The sequence below is a fragment of the Pseudomonas sp. KCJK8993 genome, assembly GCF_046230915.1.
Lineage (GTDB): Bacteria > Pseudomonadota > Gammaproteobacteria > Pseudomonadales > Pseudomonadaceae > Aquipseudomonas > Aquipseudomonas piscis.
Window position 1 is genome coordinate 173,416 of the sequence record NZ_JBJJLO010000001.1, and the last position, 23,860, is coordinate 197,275.

Annotated in this window: 23 protein-coding genes; 8 read left to right on the top strand and 15 right to left on the bottom strand. The window is 64.2% G+C overall.

Annotated features, from left to right (window positions below):
- The first annotated feature begins 58 nt into the window (after window positions 1-58).
- The 5 genes from dinG (at window position 59) to pdxH (ending at window position 8,103) form a co-directional block, all read left to right on the top strand.
- A complete protein-coding gene (gene dinG / locus ACK6AU_RS00930) occupies window positions 59-2,203 on the top strand; it encodes an ATP-dependent DNA helicase DinG (RefSeq protein ID WP_185697877.1) in 2,145 nt (714 codons plus the stop codon).
- 189 nt (window positions 2,204-2,392) lie between these two features.
- Window positions 2,393-4,753 (top strand): beta-galactosidase, encoded by a 2,361-nt coding sequence (locus ACK6AU_RS00935; RefSeq protein ID WP_409297260.1) that lies wholly within the window; start codon window positions 2,393-2,395, stop codon window positions 4,751-4,753.
- 104 nt (window positions 4,754-4,857) lie between these two features.
- On the top strand, window positions 4,858-6,003 hold the full coding sequence (locus ACK6AU_RS00940; RefSeq protein WP_409297262.1) for a serine hydrolase domain-containing protein: 1,146 nt from the start codon (window positions 4,858-4,860) through the stop codon (window positions 6,001-6,003).
- Window positions 6,004-6,143: 140 nt separating this feature from the next.
- A complete protein-coding gene (locus ACK6AU_RS00945; RefSeq protein WP_409297264.1) occupies window positions 6,144-7,430 on the top strand; it encodes an OmpA family protein in 1,287 nt (428 codons plus the stop codon).
- A gap of 25 nt (window positions 7,431-7,455) precedes the next feature.
- A complete protein-coding gene (gene pdxH, locus ACK6AU_RS00950) occupies window positions 7,456-8,103 on the top strand; it encodes a pyridoxamine 5'-phosphate oxidase (protein WP_185697881.1) in 648 nt (215 codons plus the stop codon).
- A 10-nt stretch (window positions 8,104-8,113) separates the two neighbouring features.
- Here pdxH and ACK6AU_RS00955 read toward each other — a convergent pair whose 3' ends face one another.
- On the bottom strand, window positions 8,114-8,350 hold the full coding sequence (locus ACK6AU_RS00955) for a hypothetical protein (RefSeq protein ID WP_185697882.1): 237 nt from the start codon (window positions 8,348-8,350) through the stop codon (window positions 8,114-8,116).
- Between the two features lie 174 nt (window positions 8,351-8,524).
- Here ACK6AU_RS00955 and ACK6AU_RS00960 point away from each other — a divergent pair, with 174 nt between their 5' ends.
- Window positions 8,525-8,989 (top strand): glycine zipper 2TM domain-containing protein, encoded by a 465-nt coding sequence (locus ACK6AU_RS00960; protein WP_025127763.1) that lies wholly within the window; start codon window positions 8,525-8,527, stop codon window positions 8,987-8,989.
- 79 nt (window positions 8,990-9,068) lie between these two features.
- Here ACK6AU_RS00960 and nhaA read toward each other — a convergent pair whose 3' ends face one another.
- Window positions 9,069-10,256 carry a Na+/H+ antiporter NhaA gene (gene nhaA, locus ACK6AU_RS00965; RefSeq protein WP_185697883.1) on the bottom strand — a complete coding sequence of 396 codons (1,188 nt, stop codon included), beginning with the start codon at window positions 10,254-10,256 and terminating at the stop codon, window positions 9,069-9,071.
- Between the two features lie 322 nt (window positions 10,257-10,578).
- On the opposite strand from nhaA, the gene ACK6AU_RS00970 reads away from it, so the two are divergent.
- Window positions 10,579-11,673: a PLP-dependent cysteine synthase family protein gene (locus ACK6AU_RS00970; protein ID WP_409297267.1), complete on the top strand. Its 1,095-nt coding sequence runs from the start codon at window positions 10,579-10,581 to the stop codon at window positions 11,671-11,673.
- Window positions 11,674-11,715: 42 nt separating this feature from the next.
- Here the strand turns inward: ACK6AU_RS00970 and ACK6AU_RS00975 are convergent, their stop codons facing one another.
- The 3 genes from ACK6AU_RS00975 to ACK6AU_RS00985 all read right to left on the bottom strand — a co-directional run bounded on the left by ACK6AU_RS00975 (window position 11,716) and on the right by ACK6AU_RS00985 (window position 14,787).
- Window positions 11,716-13,329 (bottom strand): NAD(P)/FAD-dependent oxidoreductase, encoded by a 1,614-nt coding sequence (locus tag ACK6AU_RS00975; RefSeq protein WP_185697885.1) that lies wholly within the window; start codon window positions 13,327-13,329, stop codon window positions 11,716-11,718.
- A gap of 112 nt (window positions 13,330-13,441) precedes the next feature.
- Entirely contained in the window at window positions 13,442-14,116 is a 675-nt protein-coding gene (locus ACK6AU_RS00980; RefSeq protein ID WP_185697886.1) for a COG3650 family protein, read from the bottom strand.
- 71 nt (window positions 14,117-14,187) lie between these two features.
- Entirely contained in the window at window positions 14,188-14,787 is a 600-nt protein-coding gene (locus tag ACK6AU_RS00985; RefSeq protein ID WP_085599190.1) for a short chain dehydrogenase, read from the bottom strand.
- A gap of 105 nt (window positions 14,788-14,892) precedes the next feature.
- Between ACK6AU_RS00985 and ACK6AU_RS00990 the strand changes: the two genes are divergently transcribed.
- Window positions 14,893-15,801, top strand: a complete 909-nt coding sequence (locus tag ACK6AU_RS00990) for a LysR family transcriptional regulator (RefSeq protein ID WP_409297270.1) — start codon at window positions 14,893-14,895, stop codon at window positions 15,799-15,801.
- A 135-nt stretch (window positions 15,802-15,936) separates the two neighbouring features.
- On the opposite strand, the gene ACK6AU_RS00995 is transcribed toward ACK6AU_RS00990, so the two are convergent.
- The 10 genes from ACK6AU_RS00995 to ACK6AU_RS01040 form a co-directional block, all read right to left on the bottom strand.
- Window positions 15,937-16,443, bottom strand: coding sequence for a DoxX family protein (locus ACK6AU_RS00995; RefSeq protein ID WP_409297272.1), 507 nt, complete (start codon window positions 16,441-16,443; stop codon window positions 15,937-15,939).
- A 19-nt stretch (window positions 16,444-16,462) separates the two neighbouring features.
- Window positions 16,463-17,215 (bottom strand): putative DNA-binding domain-containing protein, encoded by a 753-nt coding sequence (locus ACK6AU_RS01000; RefSeq protein WP_409297274.1) that lies wholly within the window; start codon window positions 17,213-17,215, stop codon window positions 16,463-16,465.
- Window positions 17,212-18,096 (bottom strand): DUF692 domain-containing protein, encoded by an 885-nt coding sequence (locus ACK6AU_RS01005; protein WP_409297285.1) that lies wholly within the window; start codon window positions 18,094-18,096, stop codon window positions 17,212-17,214. Before ACK6AU_RS01005 ends, ACK6AU_RS01000 begins: the two co-directional genes overlap by 4 nt.
- A 28-nt stretch (window positions 18,097-18,124) precedes the next feature.
- Window positions 18,125-18,427, bottom strand: coding sequence for a DUF2282 domain-containing protein (locus tag ACK6AU_RS01010; protein ID WP_022642707.1), 303 nt, complete (start codon window positions 18,425-18,427; stop codon window positions 18,125-18,127).
- 154 nt (window positions 18,428-18,581) lie between these two features.
- Window positions 18,582-19,283, bottom strand: coding sequence for an ABC transporter ATP-binding protein (locus ACK6AU_RS01015; protein WP_022642708.1), 702 nt, complete (start codon window positions 19,281-19,283; stop codon window positions 18,582-18,584).
- Window positions 19,284-20,051 (bottom strand): high-affinity branched-chain amino acid ABC transporter ATP-binding protein LivG, encoded by a 768-nt coding sequence (gene livG / locus ACK6AU_RS01020; RefSeq protein ID WP_185697890.1) that lies wholly within the window; start codon window positions 20,049-20,051, stop codon window positions 19,284-19,286.
- Window positions 20,048-21,304, bottom strand: coding sequence for a high-affinity branched-chain amino acid ABC transporter permease LivM (locus ACK6AU_RS01025; RefSeq protein ID WP_185697891.1), 1,257 nt, complete (start codon window positions 21,302-21,304; stop codon window positions 20,048-20,050). The genes livG and ACK6AU_RS01025 overlap by 4 nt, the downstream gene beginning before the upstream one ends.
- Entirely contained in the window at window positions 21,301-22,224 is a 924-nt protein-coding gene (livH, locus tag ACK6AU_RS01030) for a high-affinity branched-chain amino acid ABC transporter permease LivH (protein ID WP_022642711.1), read from the bottom strand. The genes ACK6AU_RS01025 and livH overlap by 4 nt, the downstream gene beginning before the upstream one ends.
- 231 nt (window positions 22,225-22,455) lie before the next feature.
- On the bottom strand, window positions 22,456-23,583 hold the full coding sequence (locus tag ACK6AU_RS01035) for a branched-chain amino acid ABC transporter substrate-binding protein (RefSeq protein ID WP_022642712.1): 1,128 nt from the start codon (window positions 23,581-23,583) through the stop codon (window positions 22,456-22,458).
- Window positions 23,580-23,860: hypothetical protein (locus ACK6AU_RS01040; protein WP_409297278.1), on the bottom strand; the 281-nt coding region annotated here is incomplete at its 5' end. The genes ACK6AU_RS01035 and ACK6AU_RS01040, both read right to left, overlap by 4 nt.

A 23,860-nucleotide genomic window follows, 5' to 3' on the forward strand; every position in this document is an offset into this window, starting at 1 on the left:
ATAGCGGCCGATTCGAACCACTGAAAATTTATCCAGCGTTTTCTGCGCCTGAAGAACCATGATCAGCAACGAACTCAAAACCACGATCCAGGGCGCCTACTCGCGTTTTCTCGAAGCCAAGAGCCTCAAGCCGCGTTATGGCCAGCGCCTGATGATCGCCGAGGTGGCCAAGGTCCTGGGTGACGTCGATACCGACGACGAGGGCCGGCGCAGCGGCGATCCGGCGGTGGTCGCGGTAGAGGCCGGCACCGGTACCGGCAAGACCGTGGCCTACAGCCTGGCGGCGATCCCCACGGCCAAGGCCGCCGGCAAGCGCCTGGTGATCGCCACCGCCACCGTCGCCCTGCAGGAGCAGATCGTCTACAAGGACCTGCCCGACCTGATGCGCAACAGCGGCTTGAACTTCAGCTTCGCCCTGGCCAAGGGACGCGGGCGCTACATGTGCCTGTCCAAGCTCGACATGCTGCTGCAGGAAGGCCACGCGCAGACCGCCACCGCCCAGCTGTTCGAAGAAGAAGGCTTCAAGATCGAGGTGGACGAGGCCAGCCAGAAGCTGTTCACCAGCATGATCGAGAAACTGGCCGGCAATAAATGGGACGGCGACCGCGACAGCTGGCCCACGACCCTGGAAGACGCCGACTGGGCGCGTCTGACCACCGACCACAGCCAGTGCACCAATCGCCATTGCCCCAACTTCGGCCAGTGCGCCTTCTACAAGGCCCGGGAAGGCATGGGCAAGGTCGACGTGATCGTCACCAACCACGACATGGTCCTGGCCGACCTGGCCCTGGGCGGCGGCGCGGTGCTGCCCGACCCGCGCGACACCCTCTATGTGTTCGACGAAGGCCATCACCTGCCGGACAAGGCCATCGGCCACTTCGCCCACTACACCCGGTTGCGCTCCACCGCCGACTGGCTGGAGCAGACCGCCAAGAACCTCACCAAGCTCCTGGCCCAGCACCCGCTGCCGGGGGATCTGGGACGGCTGATCGAGCAGGTGCCGGAGCTGGCGCGGGAGATCAAGACCCAGCAACAGTTCATGTTCACCGCCTGCGAGCAGATCGCCGACTTCAAGACCGGTGAAGACATGGAAGGCCGCGAGCGGCCGCGCCATCGTTTTGTCGGCGGCTTGATTCCCGACCACATGCGCGAGATGGGCATCGAGCTGAAGAAAGGCTTCTCGCGCCTGACCGACCTGTTCACTCGCCTGACCGACCTGCTCAAGGAAGGCATGGACGGCGAGGTCAACATCGGCATCGCCAGCAACCAGGCCGAGGAGTGGTATCCGCTGTTCGGCAGCCTGCTGGCCCGGGCCTCGGGCAACTGGGAACTGTGGACGGCCTTCACCGTCGAGGACCCGGAGGACAACCCGCCCATGGCCCGCTGGCTGACCCTGGCCGAGAGTGGCTCGTTGTTCGATATCGAGGTCAACGCCAGCCCGATCCTGGCCGCGGAAATGCTGCGCCGCAATTTGTGGAACGTAGCCTACGGTGCCCTGGTAACCTCGGCGACCCTGACCGCCCTGGGCACCTTCGACCGTTTCCGCATGCGTGCCGGCTTGCCGAAGAAGGCCGTTACCGCCGTGGTCCCCAGCCCATTCCACCATGCCGACGCCGGCGTGCTGCGGGTTCCCGACCTGCGGGCCGACCCACGGGATGCCGCGGCCCATACCGCAGCGATCATCCGCGACCTGCCGGAACTGGTGGAAGGCTCCCGGGGCAGCCTGGTGCTGTTCTCCTCGCGCAAGCAGATGCAGGACGTATTCGACGGCCTGGATCGCGACTGGCGCAAGCAGGTGTTCATCCAGGGCAACCTGTCCAAGCAGGAGACCCTCAACAAGCACAAGGCCCGGGTCGATGGCGGCGATTCCAGCGTGCTGTTCGGCCTGGCCAGCTTCGCCGAAGGGGTGGACTTGCCGGGGGCCTATTGCGAGCACGTGGTGATCGCCAAGATCCCGTTCTCGGTACCGGACGATCCGGTGGAGGCGGCGCTGGCGGAGTGGATCGAGGCCCGGGGCGGCAACCCGTTCATGGAAATCTCGGTGCCGGATGCCTCCCTCAAGTTGGTCCAGGCCTGTGGCCGGCTGCTGCGTACCGAGCAGGACCGCGGCACCATCACCCTGCTGGATCGGCGCCTGGTCACCCAGCGCTATGGCAAGGCGATCCTCAACGCCCTGCCGCCTTTTCGCCGAGAAATATCCTAGGCTGGCCCAGACCGCATTGCGCCGGGTAGGCGAGCACGCCGCCCGGCGATGGCCTGGGTAGCCACGTCGCCCAAGGTCTTTTCACTGGCTTACCGGGCAGGGCCGCACCTTTGCGCGCCCCGCTGTCTATTTCACGTCAATGCTTGAGCATCGGCCGCCCAGCGGCCCTACAAGGAGAAACCGGCCCACATGATTCGCCGCTCGTTGCCCGTCGTACTTGCCCTGTCGTTTGCCGCTCCTGTGCTGGCGGCCCCTGCCGGACAACGAACGTTGTTCAACTTTGTCCGCCCGGCCGCCGTGGTGCAGGTGGCGACCCAGGATGCCAACCTGCCGCAGTACAACGCCGAACAGACGGCCGAGGGTGAAGTGCTGCGGCGGGTGACGTTCAATCCGACGCTGCGTCCCAGCCTGCGCCTGAGCCCCCAGGCGGGTGCCTGGGACTGGTCGCAGTCGGGTCTGATGAGCCTGCGTATCCAGAGTGCGATGGACTGGGCCCTGACCCTCTACGTGACCATCCAGAGCCACGATGGCCAGACCCTGGCCAGCCGGGTCGACTTGCCCGCCGGCCCGGCGCAGACGCTGCTGGTGCCCTTGGTGGCCAGCAGTGCCCTGGAGCAGGGCATGAAGGCCGCGCCGCCGATGCCCATGACCGTGGACGGCCAGCGCATCCTGCTGGCCAGCAGCGAAGGGCAACTGGACCGCAGCCAGGTGGTATCGGTGACCCTGTCCCTGGACAACCCCAAGGCTTCGCAAAGCATCCTTCTCGAGCGTTTCGGCGTGCAGGATGGCGAGGGCGTGGTTCGCGCCGTGTATGGCTCCCTGGTGGATGGCTATGGCCAGTCGACCCGGGACCGCTGGCCGGAGAAGGTCGCCAGCGACGAGCAGCTCAAATCCGCCGCGAGCAAGGAGCAGCAACAGCTCAAGGGCTGGCTCGCCGAGCGTGAAAAGGCCCCCCTGGATCGCTTCGGCGGCCTGAGCCAGGGGCCGGCCTTCAAGGCCAGCGGCTTCTTTCGCACCCAGAAGCGTGATGGCCGCTGGTTCCTGGTGACTCCCGATGGGCATCCGTTCTATTCCCTGGGGGTCAACACCCTGGCGGCGGACAACAACCGCACCTATGTCGCCGGGCGCGAATGGATGTTCAGCGACCTGCCCAAGGACGGCGAGCCACTGGCGGTCTACTACGGTGACGGCGACAACCGTGGCGGTAACGGCGCCGACCGCGGGCGGGGCTACAACAGCGGGCGCTGGTACGACTTCTACCGGGCCAACCTGCAGCGTACTTATGGCGCACCTTGCGCCGCTGCTGGCGCGGCCGTGGCAGCGCCCGACCAGGCGGCTCCCTGCGCGGCACCGGGGTTCGACCAGAAGCGCTGGCTCGGCCACACCCTGGACCGCCTGCAAGCCTGGGGCTTCAACACCATCGGCAACTGGAGCGCGCCGGCCCTGGGCCTGGCCGCCCGAATGCCCTACACCCTGCCGCTGTCGATCGTCGGCGACTACGCCAGCATCAGCACCGGCAGCGATTGGTGGGGCGGCATGCCCGATCCCTTCGATCCGCGCTTTGCCATGGCCACCGAGCGCGCCGTGGCCATCGCTGCCCGGGATCATCGTGACGATCCGTGGTTGATCGGTTACTTCGCCGACAACGAGCTGGCCTGGGCAGGTCCGGGAAGTGACGCGAAATCTCGCTTCGCCCTGGCCTACGGCACTTTGCGCCTGACCACCGATGTCCCGGCCAAGCGCGCCTTCCTCAAGCAACTGCGCGACAAGTATCGCAACCAGCAGGGGCTGTCCAAGGCCTGGGGGATCGATCTGCCGGCCTGGGAGTTGCTGGAAGACCCGGGCTTCGAGGCGCCGCTGCCAAGCCCCGAGCATCCCGAGATCGAGGCCGACTACCGGCATTTCCAGCGAGTCTTCGCCGATACCTACTTCAAGACCATCGCCGATTCGTTGAAATGGCACGCCCCCAATCACCTGCTGCTGGGAGGGCGGTTTGCCGTCAGCACACCTGAGGCGGTGGCGTCCTGTGCCCAGTATTGCGACGTGCTGAGCTTCAACATGTACACCCTCAAGCCCCAGGACGGGCAGGACTTCGCCTACCTGCGCAGTCTCGACAAGCCGCTGTTGGTCACCGAGTTCAACTTTGGCTCCCGGGATCGTGGCCCGTTCTGGGGCGCAGTTACCGAACTGGCCCGGGAGGAGGAGCGGGGACCGGCCTATGCCAACTTCCTCAAGCAGGCGCTGAGCGAGCCGTCCATCGTCGGGGTGCATTGGTTCCAGTACCTGGACCAGCCGGTGACCGGACGCCTGCTGGACGGTGAGAACGGCCATTTTGGCCTGGTGGGCATTACCGATGTGCCGTTCCAGGATTTCGTCGAGACCGTGCGCAAGAGCAACCTGCTGGCGTTGGAACAACTGGGCAAGGCCACGCAGTTCGCTCGGGCCCAGGCCGAGCAGGTAGCCGCCAGCGGGTCTACGACGGAAAGCCGGGACGCACCGAGCGCCACGGCTGAAGCGCATGCCGGTGGGCATTCCGGCAACGGCCACTGAAGACTGTCGGGCCCTGCTCGGGTGGGGTCCGGTTGTTCCCAAATTCCCTTGGGGCTGAAACAATGCGCGCCACGTTGCCGAGCATTGTCGCAGGGGGATTCAGGGTGCAGATTCAAGGTCATTACGAACTCAAGTTCGAGGCGGTACGCGAGGCTTTCGCGGCGCTGTTCGACGATCCCCAGGAGCGTGGCGCCGCGCTGTGCATCCAGGTCGGCGGGGAAACCGTGGTCGACCTCTGGGCCGGCACGGCCGACAAGGACGGCGCCGAGGCCTGGCACAGCGATACCATCGCCAATCTGTTTTCCTGCACCAAGACCTTTACCGCCGTGACCGCGTTGCAATTGGTGGCCGAGGGCAAGCTCAAGTTGGACGCGCCGGTGGCCGACTACTGGCCGGAATTCGCCGCGTCGGGCAAGGCGGCCATCACCTTGCGCCAGTTGCTGTGCCACCAGGCCGGGTTGCCGGCCCTGCGTGAGCTGATGCCGCCCCAGGCCCTGTATGAATGGCAGACCATGGTCGACGCCCTGGCGGCCGAGCAGCCCTGGTGGACACCGGGCGAAGGGCACGGTTATGCCGCCATCACCTATGGCTGGCTGGTGGGCGAGTTGATTCGCCGGGCCGACGGCCGTGGCCCTGGCGAATCGATCGTGGCCCGGGTGGCCAAGCCCCTGGGGCTGGACTTCCATATCGGCCTGGCCGACGAGGAATTCCACCGGGTGGCGCATATCGCGCGGGGCAAGGGCAATGTCGGCGATGCCGCGGCCCAGCGCCTTTTGCAGGTGACCCTGCGCGAGCCTGAAGCCATGAGCACCCGCGCATTTACCAATCCACCGTCTATCATGACCAGCACCAATAAACCCGAGTGGCGGCGCATGCAGCAGCCAGCGGCCAATGGCCATGGCAACGCCCGCAGCCTCGCCGGTTTCTACAGCGGCCTGCTCGATGGCCGCTTGCTGGAGGCCGAAATGCTCGAGGAGCTGACCCGGGAGCACAGCCTGGGCATGGACAAGACCCTGTTGACCCAGACCCGTTTCGGCCTGGGCTGCATGCTCGACCAGCCCCAGGTGGCCAACGCGACCTTTGGCCTGGGGGCACGGGCATTCGGGCATCCCGGGGCGGGGGGCTCCATCGGTTTCGCCGATCCGGAGCACGACGTGGCCTTCGGTTTCGTCACCAATACCCTGGGCCCCTATGTGTTGATGGACCCACGGGCACAGAGGTTGGTGCGAGTTTTGTCGGATTGTCTGTAAAAAGGTTGCTGTTAAGAACTTTTTTGCTTAAACATGCTTGAAAAGCTGCAGGACGGAACCCTGTGGCTTTTATAATTTCCAAGCGTCTGTTTGTAGCGGTTATTTAGACCGAACTTTTTATCTCATTTTGTGGATATCCCATGTCGTCGAACAAGTCTCTAGCCTTGGCCATCTGCCTGACCGTAACCGGTTGCGCACAAACCCCACAAAATGAAGCGGACGGCGGCCATTGGTGGTCGTTCGGAGGCGATAAGGCCGCCAGCAAGGAAGCCGCTCCTGCTCCTGCCCCGGAACAACCAGCCACGGCCGAAGCCGCCCCGGCGGCTCCTGCGGGCAAGCCGGCTGTCGCGGCCAAGGGGGCTCCGGCTCCTGCTGGCAAGACCACGGCTTCCGCGAAGCAGGCAGCGCCAGCGGCCAAGGCAGCCGTGCCAGCCAAGACTCCTGCAGGCAAGCCGGCAGCTCCTGCCGCCGAGCCGGCTCCGGCACCGGTAGCGACAGCCCCGGCTCCGGCCCCAGAGGCTGAGAACGCTTCGGCCAAGTCTGAAGGTGGCAACTGGTGGTGGCCTTTCTCCTCTTCCAAGGATGCCGACAAGCCGGTAGCCGAGGCCAAGAAGGCCGAACCGGCTCCAGCCCCTGCCGTGGCCAAGGCCGCGGATGCCGAGAACCCATGGTGGTGGCCTTTCGGCAAGAGCCAGCCCAAGCCCCTGAGCAAGGTCAACGTGGCGGACATCCCGATGCCTGACCCGAAAATCACCCAGGCCTGGCTCGACGACTACGAGCCGCGCCTGCGTGAAGCCGTCAAGGACAGCAAGCTGCAGGTGGAGCGTCGTGAGAACGTGCTGGTAGTCACCGCACTGGTGGATGCTTCCTTCAACCCGGATCGCCCGGCGATGCTGCTGCCGGTAACCCTGGGCCCGTTCACCCGCGTGGCCAAGGCTGTGGAAGGCGATCCGAAGACCGCCGTGCTGATTCTCGGCCATGCCGATGCGACTGGCCCGACCCTGGCCAACCAGAAGCTGAGCCGTGATCGTGCCCAGTCCGTGGCCGCGATCTTCAGCCTCAGCGGCCTGAAGCAGGACCGCCTGATGCTGCGTGGCATGGGCGCGGTGATGCCGCGTGCCGCCAACGACAGCCCACAAGGCCGTTCGTTGAACCGCCGGGTGGAAATCATGTTGACCCAGCGCAGCACCCTGTTGGGCCTGCTGAGCAAGTACAACCAGCCGACCCCGTCCGAAACCGAAATGGTCGCTATCCAGGACGCCAAGCCACCGGTTCCGGCCCCGGCCAGCAAGAAAGCGGCAACCGCGGCGAAGAAATCCTCCGCGGCCAAGAAACCCGCAGCCAAGCCGGCGGCGAAGAAGGCTCCAGCCAAGAAAACCGTGGCGGCGGCCAAGAACCCGACGGCTACCGCCCAGGCCAAGAACTGATCTACCAGGATAAGGAACAGCAGGCATGACCCAGTCTCTGGCTGATATGCGCCGCGACTACGCTCGCGACGGCTTGTCCGAGGCCCAGGCTCCGGCCGAACCCTTCGCACTGTTCCACCAGTGGTTCGCTGAAGCGGTGCAGACCGAACAGCCGCCGGTGGAGGCCAATGCCATGACCCTGGCGACTGTTGATGCCGACGGTCGTCCCCATTGCCGCATCCTGTTGCTCAAGGGCCTGGATGAGCAGGGGTTCACCTTCTTCACCAACTATGAAAGCGCCAAGGGCCAGCAGTTGGCCGCGCGGCCTTTTGCAGCCATGACGTTCTTCTGGCCGACCCTGGAGCGCCAGGTGCGGATCGAAGGACGAGTGGTCAAGGTCTCTGCCGAGGAATCCGATGCCTACTATCAGGTACGTCCCTTGGGCAGCCGCCTGGGTGCCTGGGCGTCACCGCAGAGCCGGGTGATTGCCGATCGTGGAGAACTGCAGGAACTGCTCAAGGCCACCGAGGCGCGCTTCAGCGATAGCCAGCCCGACTGCCCGGAACACTGGGGTGGTTACCGGCTGTTGCCGGAGCGTATCGAGTTCTGGCAAGGGCGCCCCAGCCGCCTGCATGACCGCTTGAACTATCGACGGCAGGACTTGCATTGGGTGCGTGAGCGCCTGGCTCCCTGAAACTCTTGGATCACTCGCCGGGATAACCTGCCGCAGCGGCTTCCAGCCATTGCGGCAGGTCCCGGCGTTTTACTTTCTGGCGTTGGGCTTCGGCCAATTGTTGCAACATGTATTGCTTCTTCTGTTCATCGGTCCCGGCCATCGACAACGCCAGGTCCCGGTCCGTCCAGCGCTTGATGCGTACGTACAGCCACCAGTGGAAATACAGGCCGGCGACCGTGACCACGAAGATGATGAAGTAATCCATGGAAAATCCCTTGTTCGATAGCGTTATGCTGGAGGCTGGGGCTACCGTAGCGAGAGGGCGCGGAATTCATGCAGCCTGTACTTGGGCTGAATGAAAGCAATTTTATCCGGGCGGCACCGTGACAGGTGTCAAGCTGCGGAGTCTAATGATTTATTTTCCCTTGGAGTTGATCCTATGCGTAAGTCTGTTTTGCTGGTTGCGTCCTTCACCACGATGGCCATGTTGCTCGGCGGTTGCGCCTCCAACCTGACCGGTGATTCCTACTCTCGTGATGAAGCGCGTCGTGTGCAAACCGTACGTATGGGCACCATCGAATCCCTGCGCCCGGTGAAGATCGAAGGCACCAAGACCCCTATCGGCGGCGCCGCTGGCGCGGTGATCGGCGGTGTCGGTGGCAGCGCCATCGGCGGCGGTCGCGGCAGCATCGTCACTGCGGTCATCGGTGCCGTGGCGGGTGGCCTGCTCGGCTCGGCCACCGAGGAAGGGCTGACCCGTACCCAGGGCGTGGAGATCACCGTGCGTGAAGACGACGGCAGCATGCGTGCCTATGTACAGCAAGTTCAGGAAAACGAAGTGTTCCGTGTTGGCGACCGTGTACGCATCATGAGCGTCAACGGTACCAGCCGTGTAACTCGCTGATTTCTCATCAGCCAAACAAAACCCCGGCCAGGCAACTGACCGGGGTTTTGTGTTTTCAGGCGGGGGAGAACTTCGCCGATCAGGACGCCAGGGAGGTGCTCTTGCGGCTGGCGGCGGCAGTGACGGCATAGCCGATCAGGGCAGCGAACAGCGAGCCGGTGAGGATGCCCATGCGGTCCATGCCGGCGTACTCGCTGCTGCCCGGGACGAACGCCAGGGAGCCGACGAACAGGCTCATGGTGAAGCCGATCCCGCAGAGAATCGCCACGCCGAACACCTGGCCCCAGTTGGCCCCGGCCGGCAGGGCCGCCAGACCGGTCTTTACCGCCAGCCAGGTCAGGCCGAATACCCCGATCGTCTTGCCCAGCAGCAGGCCGACGGCGATGCCCATCGGCACGAAGTGGGTGAAGCTCTCGACGGTCACGCCACTCAACGACAAGCCGGCGTTGGCGAAGGCGAACAGCGGCAGGATGCCGAACGACACCCAGGGATGCAGCGCATGTTCCAGGGCCAGCAGCGGCGAAGGCTCGGCATTGCGGGTGCGCAAGGGAATGCAGAAGGCCAGGGTCACGCCCGCCAGGGTCGCATGGACGCCGCTCTTGAGCACGCAGACCCAGAGGATCAGGCCGATGATCATGTAGGGCCCGAGCTTGACCACGCCCAGGCGGTTCATCGCCACCAGCGCCGCGATGCAGGCCGCCGCCAGCATCAGCGACAAAGTCGACAGGGCGCCGGAATAGAAGATCGCGATGATCACGATGGCGCCCAGGTCATCGATGATCGCCAGGGTCATCAGGAACAGCTTCAGCGAGGTCGGTACCCGCTTGCCCAGCAGCGCCAGGACCCCGAGGGCGAAGGCGATGTCGGTGGCGGTAGGGATCGCCCAGCCGTTGAGGGCCGGCGGGTTGTCGCGGTTGAGGAACCAGTAGATCAGCGCCGGCACCAGCATGCCGCCGATGGCCGCCGCCCCTGGCAGCACCACCTGCGAAGGCTTGGACAGCTGGCCGTCCAGGACTTCACGCTTGACCTCCAGGCCGATCAGCAGGAAGAACAGGGCCATCAGGCCGTCGTTGATCCACAGCAGCAGCGGCTTGGCGATTTTCAAGGCGCCGACCTGGGCCACCACCGGGGTTTCCAGCAAGCCGTTGTACAACCAGGACAGGGGCGAGTTGTTGATGATCAGCGCAAGGATGGCCGCAGCGATCAGCAACAGGCCGCTGGCTGCCTCCATGGCAAAGAAACGAGTGAAAGTACTACGCAGAGGCAAAGGGCGCTCTCCATCTAAAAGCAAACAAGGTGGCACACCCTAACCCGTACAGTTGGTTGTTAAAACAAAAGTTATATTCTTTTTTGTTATATGTAGAGGGCAAGCGGCCTGCTGGAAAACGCACGTGGAAGTTGTGTTTCCAATTGCTTCATAGCTGTACCTGTCAGGGCGACGAGTTATTTCCTAACATGTCCGGCGGCAGTGGGCCGCAGGGCTTTTCCACTCATTGAAAAATGCCAGCGGTCCCGGACCTGGATCTCCTGCGCCGGGTGCATTTCATCTTCTTGCGCCGGTATGGCGTTCGATCCGACGAGAATAGAACATGAGCGATAATCGCCAGTGGGCCCGCGAGGCCATCCGCATCATCGAAGCCGACTTCCAGCGCAGTGCCGACACCCACCTGATCCCCTTGCCCCTGGCCGGTCATCCGGGCATCGAACTGTATTTCAAGGACGAATCGAGCCATCCCACCGGCAGCCTCAAGCACCGTCTGGCCCGCTCGTTGTTCCTCTATGCCTTGTGCAATGGCTGGCTCAAGCCCGGGGCGCCGGTGATCGAAGCTTCCAGCGGTTCCACGGCGATTTCCGAGGCCTACTTCGCGCGGTTGCTGGGCTTGCCCTTCATCGCGGTGATGCCGGCCACCACCTCCCAGGAGAAGATCGCCCAGATCGCCTTCTATGGCGGCAAGAGCCACCTGGTGCAGGACCCGACGCAGATCTATGCCGAGTCCGAGCGCCTGGCCCGCGAGAGCGGCGGGCACTTCATGGACCAGTTCACCTATGCCGAGCGCGCCACCGACTGGCGGGCCAACAACAACATCGCCGAATCGATCTTCCAGCAACTGCGCTTCGAGCGTTACCCGGAGCCGGCCTGGCTGATCTCCAGTCCCGGCACTGGCGGTACCACCGCGACCCTGGGGCGCTACGTGCGCTATCGCCAGCACCAGACCCGGGTGCTGTGCGCCGATGCCGAGCGCTCGGTGTTCTTCGACTACTACAACAGCGGCGATGCCAGCTTGCGCCTGGACTGCGGCTCGCGGATCGAGGGCATTGGCCGGCCACGGGTCGAGGCTTCGTTCCTGCCCCAGGTGATCGACGCCATGGTCAAGGTCCCGGACGCCCTGTCCCTGGCGGCCATGCACTACCTGGCCCGGCGCCTGGGACGGCGAGTCGGTGGCTCCAGCGGGACCAACCTGGTGGGGGCGCTGATGGCCGCCCAGCAGATGGCCGTCGCTGGCGAGGCGGGGTCGATCGTGGCGATTCTCTGTGACGGCGGCGAGCGTTATGCGACCACCTACTACGATGAGCGCTGGCTGGCGGAGCAGGGCTACCCATTGGCCGAGTTGATCGAAGCGGTAGCGGCCAGTGTCGAGCAGGGAGCTGCCTTGCCTGCCAGCGTGTTGCGCGCCGGCATCTGAAGCCAAGAGGGAGCCGTTGCGGCGGCTCCCCCCATCTTTGCTTCAGGCCTGGATGCCGAGGATGTCGCGGGCCACGGCTTCGGCGATGCGGATGCCGTCGACGCCGGCGGACAGGATGCCCCCGGCATAACCGGCGCCTTCGCCGGCCGGGAACAGGCCCTTGAGGTTCAGGCTTTGCATCGAGGCGTCACGGGTGATGCGCAGTGGCGACGAAGTGCGGGTCTCGATCCCGGTCAGCACCGCGTCATGCAGGGAATAACCCTTGATCTGCCGCTCGAAGGCCGGCAGGGCCTCGCGAATGGCCTCGATGGCGAAGTCCGGCAGGGCCAGCGCCAGGTCGCCCAGGCTCACCCCGGGTTTATAGGATGGCTCGACGCTGCCGATGGCGGTGCTGGGCTTGCCGGCGATGAAGTCGCCCACCAGTTGCGCCGGGGCCTGGTAGTTGCTGCCGCCGAGGACGAAGGCGTGGGACTCCAGGCGTTCCTGGAACTCGATGCCCGCCAGCGGGCCGCCCGGGTAATCCACTTCCGGGGTGATACCCACGACGATGCCGGAGTTGGCGTTGCGCTCGTTACGCGAGTACTGGCTCATGCCGTTGGTGACGACCCGGTTCGGCTCGCTGGTGGCCGCTACCACGGTGCCGCCGGGGCACATGCAGAAGCTGTATACCGAGCGGCCGTTCTTGGCGTGGTGCACCAGCTTGTAGTCGGCGGCGCCGAGCTTCGGGTGGCCGGCATACTTGCCCAGGCGTGCCTTGTCGATCAGCGATTGCGGGTGTTCGATGCGGAACCCCACCGAGAAGGGCTTGGCCTCCATGAACACGCCCTTGGCGTGGAGCATGCGGAAGGTGTCGCGGGCGCTGTGGCCCAGGGCCAGGACCACATGGCGCGATTCCAGTTGCTCGCCGCTTTCCAGGACTACGCCGGTCAGTTGCTCGCCCTCGGTGAGCAGGTCGGTGACCTTCTGCTCGAAGCGCACCTCGCCGCCCAGGTTGATGATCTGCTCGCGCATCTTCTCGACCATGCTGGTCAGGCGGAAGGTGCCGATGTGCGGCTTGTTGATGTAGAGGATTTCTTCCGGCGCACCGGCCTTGACGAACTCTTCCAGGACCTTGCGGCCATGGTGCTGCGGGTCCTTGATCTGGCTGTACAGCTTGCCGTCGGAGAAGGTCCCGGCGCCGCCTTCGCCGAACTGCACGTTGGATTCGGGGTTGAGCACGCTCTTGCGCCACAGGCCCCAGGTGTCCTTGGTGCGCTGGCGCACTTCCTTGCCGCGTTCGAGCACGATCGGCTTGAAGCCCATCTGCGCCAGCAGCAGGCCGGCGAAGATGCCGCACGGGCCGAAGCCCACCACGATCGGTCGTTCCTGCTGACCGGCCGGGGCCTGGCCGACGAACTTGTAGCTGACGTCCGGCGCCGGGTTGACGTTGCGGTCGTCGGCGAACTTTTGCAGCAGGGCCGCCTCGTCGCGCACGTTGAGGTCGATGGTGTAGATGAACAACAGTTCCGAGGACTTCTTGCGCGCGTCGTAGCTGCGCTTGAACAGGGTGAAGTCGAGCAGGTCGTCGCTGGCGATCCCCAGGCGCTGCACGATGGCGGTGCGCAGGTCTTCATCGGGATGGTCGAGCGGCAACTTGAGTTCGGTGATTCGTAACATGACGGGGTCCGGATAGGCGGTGCGCGACAGTGCGCCGGCTTGCTTTGCACAAACCGGCGATTATAAGCCGCAATCCGCCCTGGCCGTGAGGTTAAAACGGCTGCTCGTCGAATCAGTCGTTGCGCGAGCCGCCGAAATAACCGCAGCCGCGCTGGACCTGGCCGTCTACTCGCAGCTCGGCGCTCAGGTGCTGGACGCTGCCGGTCTGGCTGTCGACGCAACGTTGCGGAGCGACCCAGAGTTCGACGCGCTGGTTGTTGGCTTCGCTGGTGAGGTTGAAGCGGCCATCCCCCAGTTGCTCCTCCAGGTAGGGCAGGGCCAGGGGCGGCTGGCCGTCACGTTCGATGCGCATGCCACGGGCGTTGACGTCGACCTTCCAGTTCGGGTTCTTGCCGCTGGCACGCAGGATCAGGCGCGGGAAGTTGGGATCGCCACAGGCGTTGGAGCGCTCCACCCGATACAGCTGGCGCAGGTCCAGCTGGCCATCGCCGCTGCCACTGGCGGAGAGTTTGCCCCGCAGGTCGGCGAACAACGTGCCCTGTTTTTCCGCTAGGGTGGCGGCTTCCTGCAGCACGCTGGTGCCGCCGCCATCGCTGACCACGTAGCGCCGGTCTTCGCTGCACGGCTTGAACAGCAGCTTGCCGTCCGCCGCGCTCAGCTCGCCCTGGACCCGGGTCAACCCGGCCATGGACGGAGCCTGGGGCTGGTCATCGAACAAGGGCAGCATCTGGCAACCGGCGAACAGCGGTAGCAGGGCGAAACAGAGCAGGGAACGGGCGGTGCGCATCAATCGGGCCTCCAGGCGGAAGCCGACACGTTACGCAGCCCGACCGTTCATCACAACCCCGGATTTTTCCATCAGCCGACGTGGTAGGTCTGGCCGGTCTGCAAGCCTTCCACGCTCTTGGCGTAGGCCAGCGCTACGTCCGCCGCTGGCACCGGCTTGAAGCCGCGGAAGTACGGGGCGTAGCTGCCCATGGCTTCCACCAGCACGTTGGGGCTTACCGAGTTGACTCGCAGGCCCCGGGGCAGCTCGATGGCCGCCGCCCGGACGAAGCTGTCCACGGCGCCATTGACCAAGGCCGCCGAGGCGCCGCTGCGAATCGGGTCGTGGCCCAGGATCCCGCTGGTGAAGGTGAAGGAGCCCCCGTCGTTGGCGTACTCACGGCCGATCAGCAGCAGGTTGACCTGGCCCATCAGCTTGTCTTGCAGGCCCAGCTGGAAGTGTTCGGCGGTCATCTCCCCCAGGGGCGCGAAGGTGACGTTGCCGGCGGCGCAGACCAGGGCATCGAAGCGCCCGGTCTTTTCGAACAGGGCGCGGATCGACTGGCTGTCGCTGATATCCACCTGGAAGTCGCCGCTGCTGCGGCCGATACGGACGATGTCATGGCGTTGCGCCAGTTCCCGGTCCACCGCCGAGCCAACAGTGCCGCTGGCACCGATCAGGAGAATCTTCATGGGCTGTTCCTCGTGAGAAGGGAGATGAGGTTGCAGTCTAGAGTGGTTTTTTTCATGGATTAACGCGCTAATAGGCAACCTTTGGTTTTCTGGTGGAAACAATCCATGAGCGAGATGGATGACCTCGCGGCTTTTGCCGTATTGGTGGAGGCCGGCAGTTTCACCCTGGCGGCCCAACGCCTGGGGTGCAGCAAGGGCCAGCTGTCCAAGCGCATCAGCGCCCTGGAGGCGCGGTTCGAAGTAGTGCTGCTGCAACGCACCACCCGCCGCCTGGACCTGACCGCCGCCGGCGCCGCGCTGCTGCCCCAGGCCCAGGCGCTGGTGGCCCAGGTGGATCGCGCCCACCAGGCCCTGGCCCGACTCAAGGACGATGTCGCCGGCCCGGTGCGCCTGACGGTGCCGGTGTCCCTGGGGGAAACCTTTTTCGACGGCCTGCTGCTGGAGTTCTCCCGGCAGCATCCCCAGGTGCAGATCGAACTGGACCTGAGCAATGCCTACCGTGACCTGGCCCGTGAGGGCTTCGACCTGGCGGTGCGCTCCGCGGTGGACAACGACCAGCGCCTGGTGGCCCGGCCATTGCTGGCCTGGCATGAAATGACCTGCGCCAGCCCGGCATACCTGGAGCAATACGGCGAGCCCCGCACGCCCATGGAACTGGCCAACCACCGCTGCCTGCTCAACAGCCACTACAGCGGGCGTGAAGAATGGCTCTACCACCAGCGTCACGAGCTGCTGCGGGTGCGGGTCAACGGGCCGTTCGCCAGCAATCACTACAACCTGCTGAAAAAGGCCGCCCTGGTGGGGGCCGGTATCGCCCGGCTGCCATCCTACGTGCTGCATGGCGAGCTGGCCGATGGTCGCCTGCGCTGGCTGCTGCGGGACTACCAGACCCGCAGCATGCCCATGTACCTGGTGCATCCCTACCAGGGCGGATTACCCAGGCGCACCCAGGTCCTGGCCGACTACCTGATGGACTGGTTCCGCCGCAGCGGCGAGGCCCTGGACCGCTTGTAACGGCGGCCACGGCCAGACGAAACGCGTGGGCGTACGGCCTGTAGCCGCTGTCTAGCGTAGCGAGGCTGCGCAAAAGTCCGCAGGACCTTCCTGTACTCGACCGACCAGGCTGATTCTCCAGATGATCTGTGGCCGCTACGCGCCCGTGTGCAGCCTGCGGCAAAGCAGATGGTCGATGGAGAATGTGCCCGGCCCACGGGCCAGCAACAGCAGGAAGATGGCGATCCAGGTGCCGTGGGTCGGGTAGGCGTCCGGATAGACGAACAGCTGGATCACCAGGGTCATGCCCAGCAGCGCCAGGGCGCTGAAGCGCGTGGCCAGGCCCACCAGGATCAACAGCGGGAAAAAATGCTCGGCGAAGGCCGCCAGGTGCGCCGCCAGCTCCGGGGTCAGCAGCGGCAGCCGGTATTCGCTCTGGAACAGGGGAATGGTCGAATCCGCCAGGCGTGGCCAGCCCAGCTCGAAGGTTCCGGAAACCAGGTCGATGGCCAGTCCTTCGATCTTGGTCTGCCCGGATTTCCAGAACACCGCGGCAATACTGAAGCGCGCGATGAAGGCCACCAGGCTGTAGGGGATGAGTTCCAGTTTCTGGCAGGCCCGCATCAGCAGGTTGGCGATAGGGGAGTGGGTCCGGGTATTCATGATCGGTCTTCTTCTGCGGTTACAAGTCAATGAGTGCGCCGTGGCCAAGCAGCAGGCCCAGGCAGCGGCCCAGGTCGAAGTCGGCTTGGGCGTCCAGGGCCTGGGCGGCGGCGACCGCCAGCGGTTGCCGGGCGCGCAAGCTGTCGGTGAAGGCCAGGCAGCCGGCATCCACCACCAGTACCTCGACCTCCAGGGCGTTGCGTAGCACCAGGATGTGTTGTTCCCGATGCAGATAGAACGATGGCCATTGCCGGCCATCCTGGTGCGCGGCCCACAGGCTGGCCACGGCGTAGCTCGATTGCAGGCTGCGCAGCGATGGATGCGGGTGCAGGTGCAACCGGCCAAGCTGCTCCGGTCGGCTCATGGCTTCTTGCAGTTGCGCCGCTGCCAATGGCCGGGCATCGGCGGCGTGATAACTCTCGACCCGCAAGCGTTCCAGGCGGGCGATATCGCCCAGGTAGGGCAAGGAGGCGGCCGGAGCGAAGTCGTCGATGAATTCGGCAAACCCCTCGCCGTAATCGTTGAGCCGTGGGGTGCTGGGAGGCTGGCGCTCGATATAGGTTCGGGCCATGGCCTTGAAAAACGCTTGGCCCACCAGTTGCTCCACCACCGGGTAGCTGTCTGCCAGGGCGTTGATCAGCGAGCCCTGCACATTGTTGCGATAGACCGCGAAGCGGCTGGCCGGATCGGCGCCGTTGCTGCTGTACAGGCCCGGCGGGCAGGCCCGCCCGGTGTCCAGCAGGGCCCTGGTGAACTCAGCGTGGCTGCTCATGTGCGCTCCTTGATCTGGCGCAGCAACGCCTCGGCCTTGCCGGCTTCGGCCTGGAGGGTGGCGAAGGGCGGAATGCGATTGTCCCTTTCGATCAGCGTGGCCATGGGGCCGATACGTTCCAGGACTTGCTGGTACAGGGCCCAGACGGCATCGTCCACCGGGGCGCCGTGGTCGTCGATCAACAGGCGATCGCCGAGATCGTCCCGGTCCTCGGCAAAACCCGCCAGGTGGATTTCCCCCACTGCCTGCAGCGGTAGCGCCTGCAAGTAGGCCAGGGCATCGCGCTGGTGGTTGACGCAAGAGACATGCAGGTTGTTGATGTCCAGCAAGAGGCCGCAACCGCTGCGGTGGATCACCTCGCTGATGAAGTCCGGCTCATCCAGGGTCGAGCGCTGGAACTGTAGGTAGGTGGCCGGGTTCTCCAGCAACAGCTGGCGACCCAGGCGTTGCTGTACCTGGTCGACGTGTTCGCAGACCCGTTGCAGGGTCGGTTGGTCATAGGCCAGGGGCAACAAGTCGTTGAGAAACACCGGGCCATGGCTGGACCAGGCCAGGTGCTCCGAAAAGGACTGGGGCTGGTAGCGCTCGATCAAGGCTGCCAGGCGCGCCAGGTGCTGGCTGTCCAGTGGGCCTTCGCCACCGATGGACAGGCCGACACCATGCAGCGACAGCGGGTAGTGCTCGCGAATCAGGCCCAGGTAGTGATGGAAGGGGCCGCCGTCCACCATGTAGTTCTCGGCATGGACCTCGAAGAAACCGATGTCGGGCCGTTGGTCGAGCACTTGCTTGAAGTGCTCGGTCTTGAGCCCCAGGCCAGCGCGAGGCGGCAGGCTTGGCGCCAAGGCCCGAGTGTCGTCGTGGCGGTGCGGGTTTAGGGGCATGTTCATGATCGACACTCAGGCCGCAGCATCAGGACTTGGCCTTGAAGGCCGCGAGTTGGCCGAAGCCGGTGGGGGAGGTGCTGCTGGCGGTTTTCTCGCAGGTGCCCTTGGGCACCAGTTTCCAGGCGTTGGCCTGATGGTCGGTCTTCGAGGTGCCCGCGCAGGTGGTTCCAGCACCTGCCGCGCAATCGTTCTTGCCCTTCATGGCGACGCCGAAGCACTTCTCCATGTCGCCCTCGGCATGGGCCGTGACCGGCAGGGCGGCGATGCTCAGGGCAGAGCCCAGCGCCAGGACCAGGGCAGTGGCGGACAGGGTACGAGGATGGCTCATGTTGTTTCTCCAGGGTTGGGTTTGGACAAGGAAGCATTTGTGCTCGCTTGTCCTACTAGAGACGGCACCTGGCGATTCGTTACAGTCCCTGGCGATTTTTTATTGGCCCCGAAAAAAAACGGCCCCGAAGGGCCGTTTCTGGTTCCGCTGGCGCTTAGCCGCCGAGATAGGCGTCACGGACCTTGGGATCGGTCAGCAGCGCTTCGCCGGTGCCTTGCATCACCACCCGGCCGTTCTCCAGCACATAGGCGCGGTCGGCGATCTTCAACGCCTGGTTGGCGTTCTGCTCCACCAGGAACACCGTCACGCCGTCGCGGCGCAGCTGTTCGATGATGTCGAAGATCTGCTGGATGATGATCGGCGCCAGGCCCAGGGACGGTTCGTCCAGGAGCAACAGCTTGGGCTTGCTCATCAGCGCCCGGCCGATGGCGAGCATTTGCTGCTCGCCGCCGGACATGGTGCCGCCACGCTGGGTGAAGCGTTCCTTGAGCCGTGGGAACAGGTGCAGGACCTTGTCCATCTGTTCCTGGTAGTCACCCTTGTCGGTGAAGAAACCGCCCATGGCCAGGTTCTCCTCCACCGTCAGGCGGGCGAAGACCCGGCGTCCTTCGGGCACCACGGCGATGCTCTTGCGCATGATCTGCGCCGAGCTTTGCCCTACCAGCTCCTCGCCCAGGTAGCGAATGCTGCCGCTGTGGGCCTGGGGCGAACCGCAGAGGGTCATCAGCAGCGTGGACTTGCCGGCGCCGTTGGCGCCGATCAGGGTGACGATTTCGCCTTGGCGGATCTCGACGTTGACGCTGTGCAGGGCCTGGATCTTGCCGTAGTAGGTGGAAACGTTCTCGAACTGCAGCATTTACGCTTCCCCCAGGTAGGCTTTGATCACTTCGGGATTGTCACGGATCTGTTCCGGCGTACCGTCGGCCAGCGGCGTGCCCTGGTTGATCACGACGATATGGTCGGAAATGCTCATGACCAGCTTCATGTCGTGCTCGATCAGCAGCACGGTGACGTTGTGCTCTTCACGCAGCACGCTGATCAGCGCCTTGAGATCCTCGGTCTCCTTGGGGTTGAGGCCGGCGGCGGGCTCGTCGAGCATGAGGATCCGTGGTCGGGTCATCATGCAGCGGGCGATTTCCAGGCGTCGTTGCTGGCCGTAGGCCAGGGTCCCGGCGGGGCGGTTGGCGAACTCGCGCAGGTTGACCTTGTCCAGCCAGTAGCCGGCGTACTCCATGGCCTCGCGCTCGCTCTTGCGGAACGCCGGGGTCTTGAACAAGCCGGCCAGGAAGTTGGTGTTCAAGTGGCGATGCTGGGCGATCAAGAGGTTCTCGACCGCCGTCATGTCCTTGAACAACCGCACGTTCTGGAAGGTCCGCACCACGCCCTTGCGGGCGATCTTGTGGCCGGTCAGGCCCTGGATCGGCTCGCCGTCCAGCAGGATGCTGCCGGAGCTGGGCTGGTAGAAGCCGGTGAGGCAGTTGAACACCGTGGTCTTGCCGGCGCCGTTCGGGCCGATCAGCGCCACCACTTGTTTTTCCTTGACGGTCAGGCCCACGCCATTGACCGCCAGCAGGCCGCCGAAGCGCATGGACAGCCCGGTAACTTTCAGGATCTCGCGGCTCATTTGCGCAGCTCCATGTGAGGACGTTGCATGGGCAGCAGACCTTGGGGACGCCAGATCATCATCAGCACCATCAGGGCGCCGAACATCAACATCCGGTATTCGCTGAATTCACGCATCATTTCAGGTAACAGGATCATCACGATCGCCGCGAGGATCACCCCCAGTTGCGAGCCCATGCCGCCGAGCACCACGATGGCGAGGATGATCGCCGACTCGATGAAGGTGAAGGACTCCGGGGTCACCAGGCCTTGGCGGGCGGCGAAGAAGCTGCCGGCGAAACCGGCGAAGCAGGCGCCCAGGGTGAAGGCCGAGAGCTTGATCACGGTGGGGTTCAGGCCCAGGGCGCGGCAGGCGATCTCATCTTCGCGCAGGGCTTCCCAGGCGCGACCGATCGGCATGCGCAGCAGGCGGTTGATCACGAACAGCGCGAACAAGGCCAGCAGCAACGCCACCAGGTAGAGGAAGATCACCTTGTTGATCGAGTTGTATTGCAGGCCGAAGAACTCGTGGAAGGTCTGCATGCCTTCCGCTGCCTTGCGCTCGAAGGTCAGGCCGAAGAAGGTCGGTTTCTCGATGTTGCTGATGCCGTTGGGGCCGCCGGTCAGGTCGGTCATGTTGCGCAGCAGCAAGCGGATGATCTCACCGAAGCCCAATGTCACGATCGCCAGGTAGTCACCGCGCAGGCGCAGCACCGGGAAGCCCAGCAGGAAGCCGAAGGTGGCCGCCATCAGGCCGGCGATGGGCAGGCAGATCCAGAAGCTCAGGCCGAAGTAGTGCGACAGCAGCGCGTAGCTGTAGGCGCCGACGGCGTAGAACCCCACGTAGCCCAGGTCCAGCAGGCCGGCCAGACCGACGACGATGTTCAGGCCCAGGCCGAGCATCACGTAGATCAGGATCAGCGTGGCGATGTCCACCGCTCCGCGGGAACCGAAGAACGGCCAGACCAGGGCGCCGACGATCAGGGCCAGGATCAGCCAGCGCTGGGTGCTGGGCAGGGTCAGGAAGTTGCTGGCCTTGGCCGGGATCAGCGGCACTTTCGGCGAGGACTTCCACAGGGCGCTGATCTGGGTATGGAACAGCACCCGCAGGAACATCAGCACCGAGCACAACGCGATGGTGGCGAGGATGGTCGGGCTGGTGTTGTGCACTTCCAGGTTGATGCCGACGATGCTCAGTTTCAGGCCCAGTACCGGATACGCTACTGCCCAGACCAACAGGGCGCTGAACAGCGCCGATTTAAGATTCCTAGTCATACTTTCTCAACCTCCGGACGGCCCAGAATGCCGGTCGGCCGGAACAACAGCACCAGAACCAACAGGCCGAACGCCACGACATCCTTGTACTGGTCGCCGAACACGTCGGCACCAAAGGCTTCGGCCACCCCCAGCACCAGCCCGCCGAGCATCGCGCCCGGGATACTGCCGATGCCGCCCAGGACCGCCGCGGTGAAGGCCTTCAGGCCCACCAGGAAGCCGGCGTTGGGGTTGATCACCCCGTATTGCATGCTCAGCAGCACGGCGGCGATGGCCGCCAGCGCGGCGCCGATCACGAAGGTCAGGGCGATGATGTTGTTGGTGTTGATACCCAGCAGGTTGGCCATCCGGATGTCCTCGGCGCAGGCACGGCAAGCGCGACCCAGGCGAGAGCGGGAGATGAACAGGGTCAGGCCGAGCATGGCGATGAGGGTCACCACGAACACCACGATCTGCATGTAGGAGACCAGCACTTCCTGTGCGCCACCCGGGCCGATGGAAAAGCTGCCCGGGATCAGGTTGGGAATGGACTTGTCCTTGGAGTCCTGTGCCAGCAGAACGGTGTTCTGCAGGAAGATCGACATACCGATGGCGGAGATCAGCGGGATCAGGCGGTTACTGCCACGCAAGGGGCGGTAGGCGATCCGTTCGATGCTGTAGCCGTAGGCACTGGTGACGACGATGCTCGCGATGAAGGCCGCGGTCATCAGGAGTGGGACGCTGTCGAGTCCCATCATGGCCAGTCCGGCGATGGCGATGAACGCCACGTAGGAACCGATCATGTAGACCTCGCCATGGGCGAAGTTGATCATTCCAATGATGCCGTAGACCATCGTGTAGCCGATGGCGATCAAGGCATACGTGCTGCCAACGGTGAGACCGTTAACCAGCTGTTGGAAGAAGTGATAGATGTCAGGCATTACAACGCTCCTAAAAACCTGATACGCATTTCACTGGTGGAGTCATTTTCCCGCCCAGGCCCCATGGGTTTGCACCCACTTCGGGCTGGACTTTGCCAGCGAACCGCTGATGACGGTTTTGAGATTTTCAGGTGGGCAGGCTCCCGGATCACGGGAACGCAGCCCATACATTCGGAAAACAAAGCCCACGGCAAAGCCGTGGGCTTTATCGGCAGTCAGCCAGGGCCAGCCTTACTGAGGCGAGACTTCGGTCTTGGGCTTGCCGAAGTGCCACTCGTAGACCACGAACTTGAAGTCCTTCAGGTCGCCCTTGGCGTCGAAGCTCAGGTCGCCGGTCGGGGTCTTGAAGGTGCCGGCGTGGATGGCCTCGGCGACTTTGGCCGCGTCTTCGCTCTTGGCGTTGGCAATGGCTCCGGCGATCACTTCAACCGCGGAGTAGGAAGGGAATACGAAAGGACCGCTCGGGTCTTCTTTCTTGGCCTTGAACGCATCGGCCAGGGCGACGTTGGCCGGGTCCTGGTCGAAGGACTTGGGCAGGGTCACCAGCAGGCCTTCGGAAGCGTCCTTGGCGATCTGCGAGATGGAGTCGTTGCCGACGCCTTCCGGACCCATGAACTTGGCCTTCAGGCCTTTTTCCTGGGCTTGGCGCAGGATCAGGCCCAGTTCCGGGTGGTAGCCGCCGTAGTAGACGAAATCGACGTTGGCTTGCTTGAGCTTGGCCACCAGGGAAGAGAAGTCCTTGTCGCCGGCGTTGATGCCTTCGAACACGGCGACCTTGGTGCCTTTCTTCTCCAGGGTCTGCTTCACGGCGGTGGCGATGCCTTCACCGTATTGCTGCTTGTCGTGGAGCACCGCGACGATCTTGGGTTTCACGTGGTCGGCGATATAGTTGCCGGCGGCCGGGCCCTGGGCGCTGTCCAGGCCGATGGTGCGGAACACCATCTTGTAGCCACGGGCGGTGATATCGGGGCTGGTGGCGGCGGGGGTGATCATCACCACGCCTTCATCTTCATAGATGTCGGAGGCGGGTTGAGTGGAGCTGGAACAGAGGTGGCCGACGACATACTTGACGCCATCGTTGACCACTTTGTTGGCGACTGCCACGGCCTGCTTGGGATCGCAGGCGTCGTCGTATTCGACGGCTTCGAGTTTCTTGCCGTTCACGCCGCCCTTGGCGTTGATCTGTTCAATGGCCATCTTGGCGCCGCTGAACTGCATGTCTCCGTACTGTGCTACAGGGCCGGTCTTGGGCCCGGCGATACCGATCTTGATGGTGTCAGCTGCGAACGAATGGCCGGCAACACCTGCCAGGACCATAGCGGCAAACAGTTTGGAAATCTGCTTAGTAGCCTTATTCATAGTGCTCCACTCTTACTGTTGTAATTTTTATAGTTCCGGCGGCCTTGAGTCGCAGAACCGAACCAGATATTTCGCGAATATCCGTCGGAAATGCCCCTGGCAACTGTACCGGTACAGTGTAGTGCGCCGGTCGTTCGCTTGAAAAGCTGGCTGCTGGGGGCAAAAACGCGGAGTGTCGCTTGTTTGAAAGAAAAAGACAGATTTGCGGCGTGGCATTTCGCACGTTTCGGCGTCAATCCCTGGCGCTTCTGAGCTTCTCGATCGATGACGCTTTTGC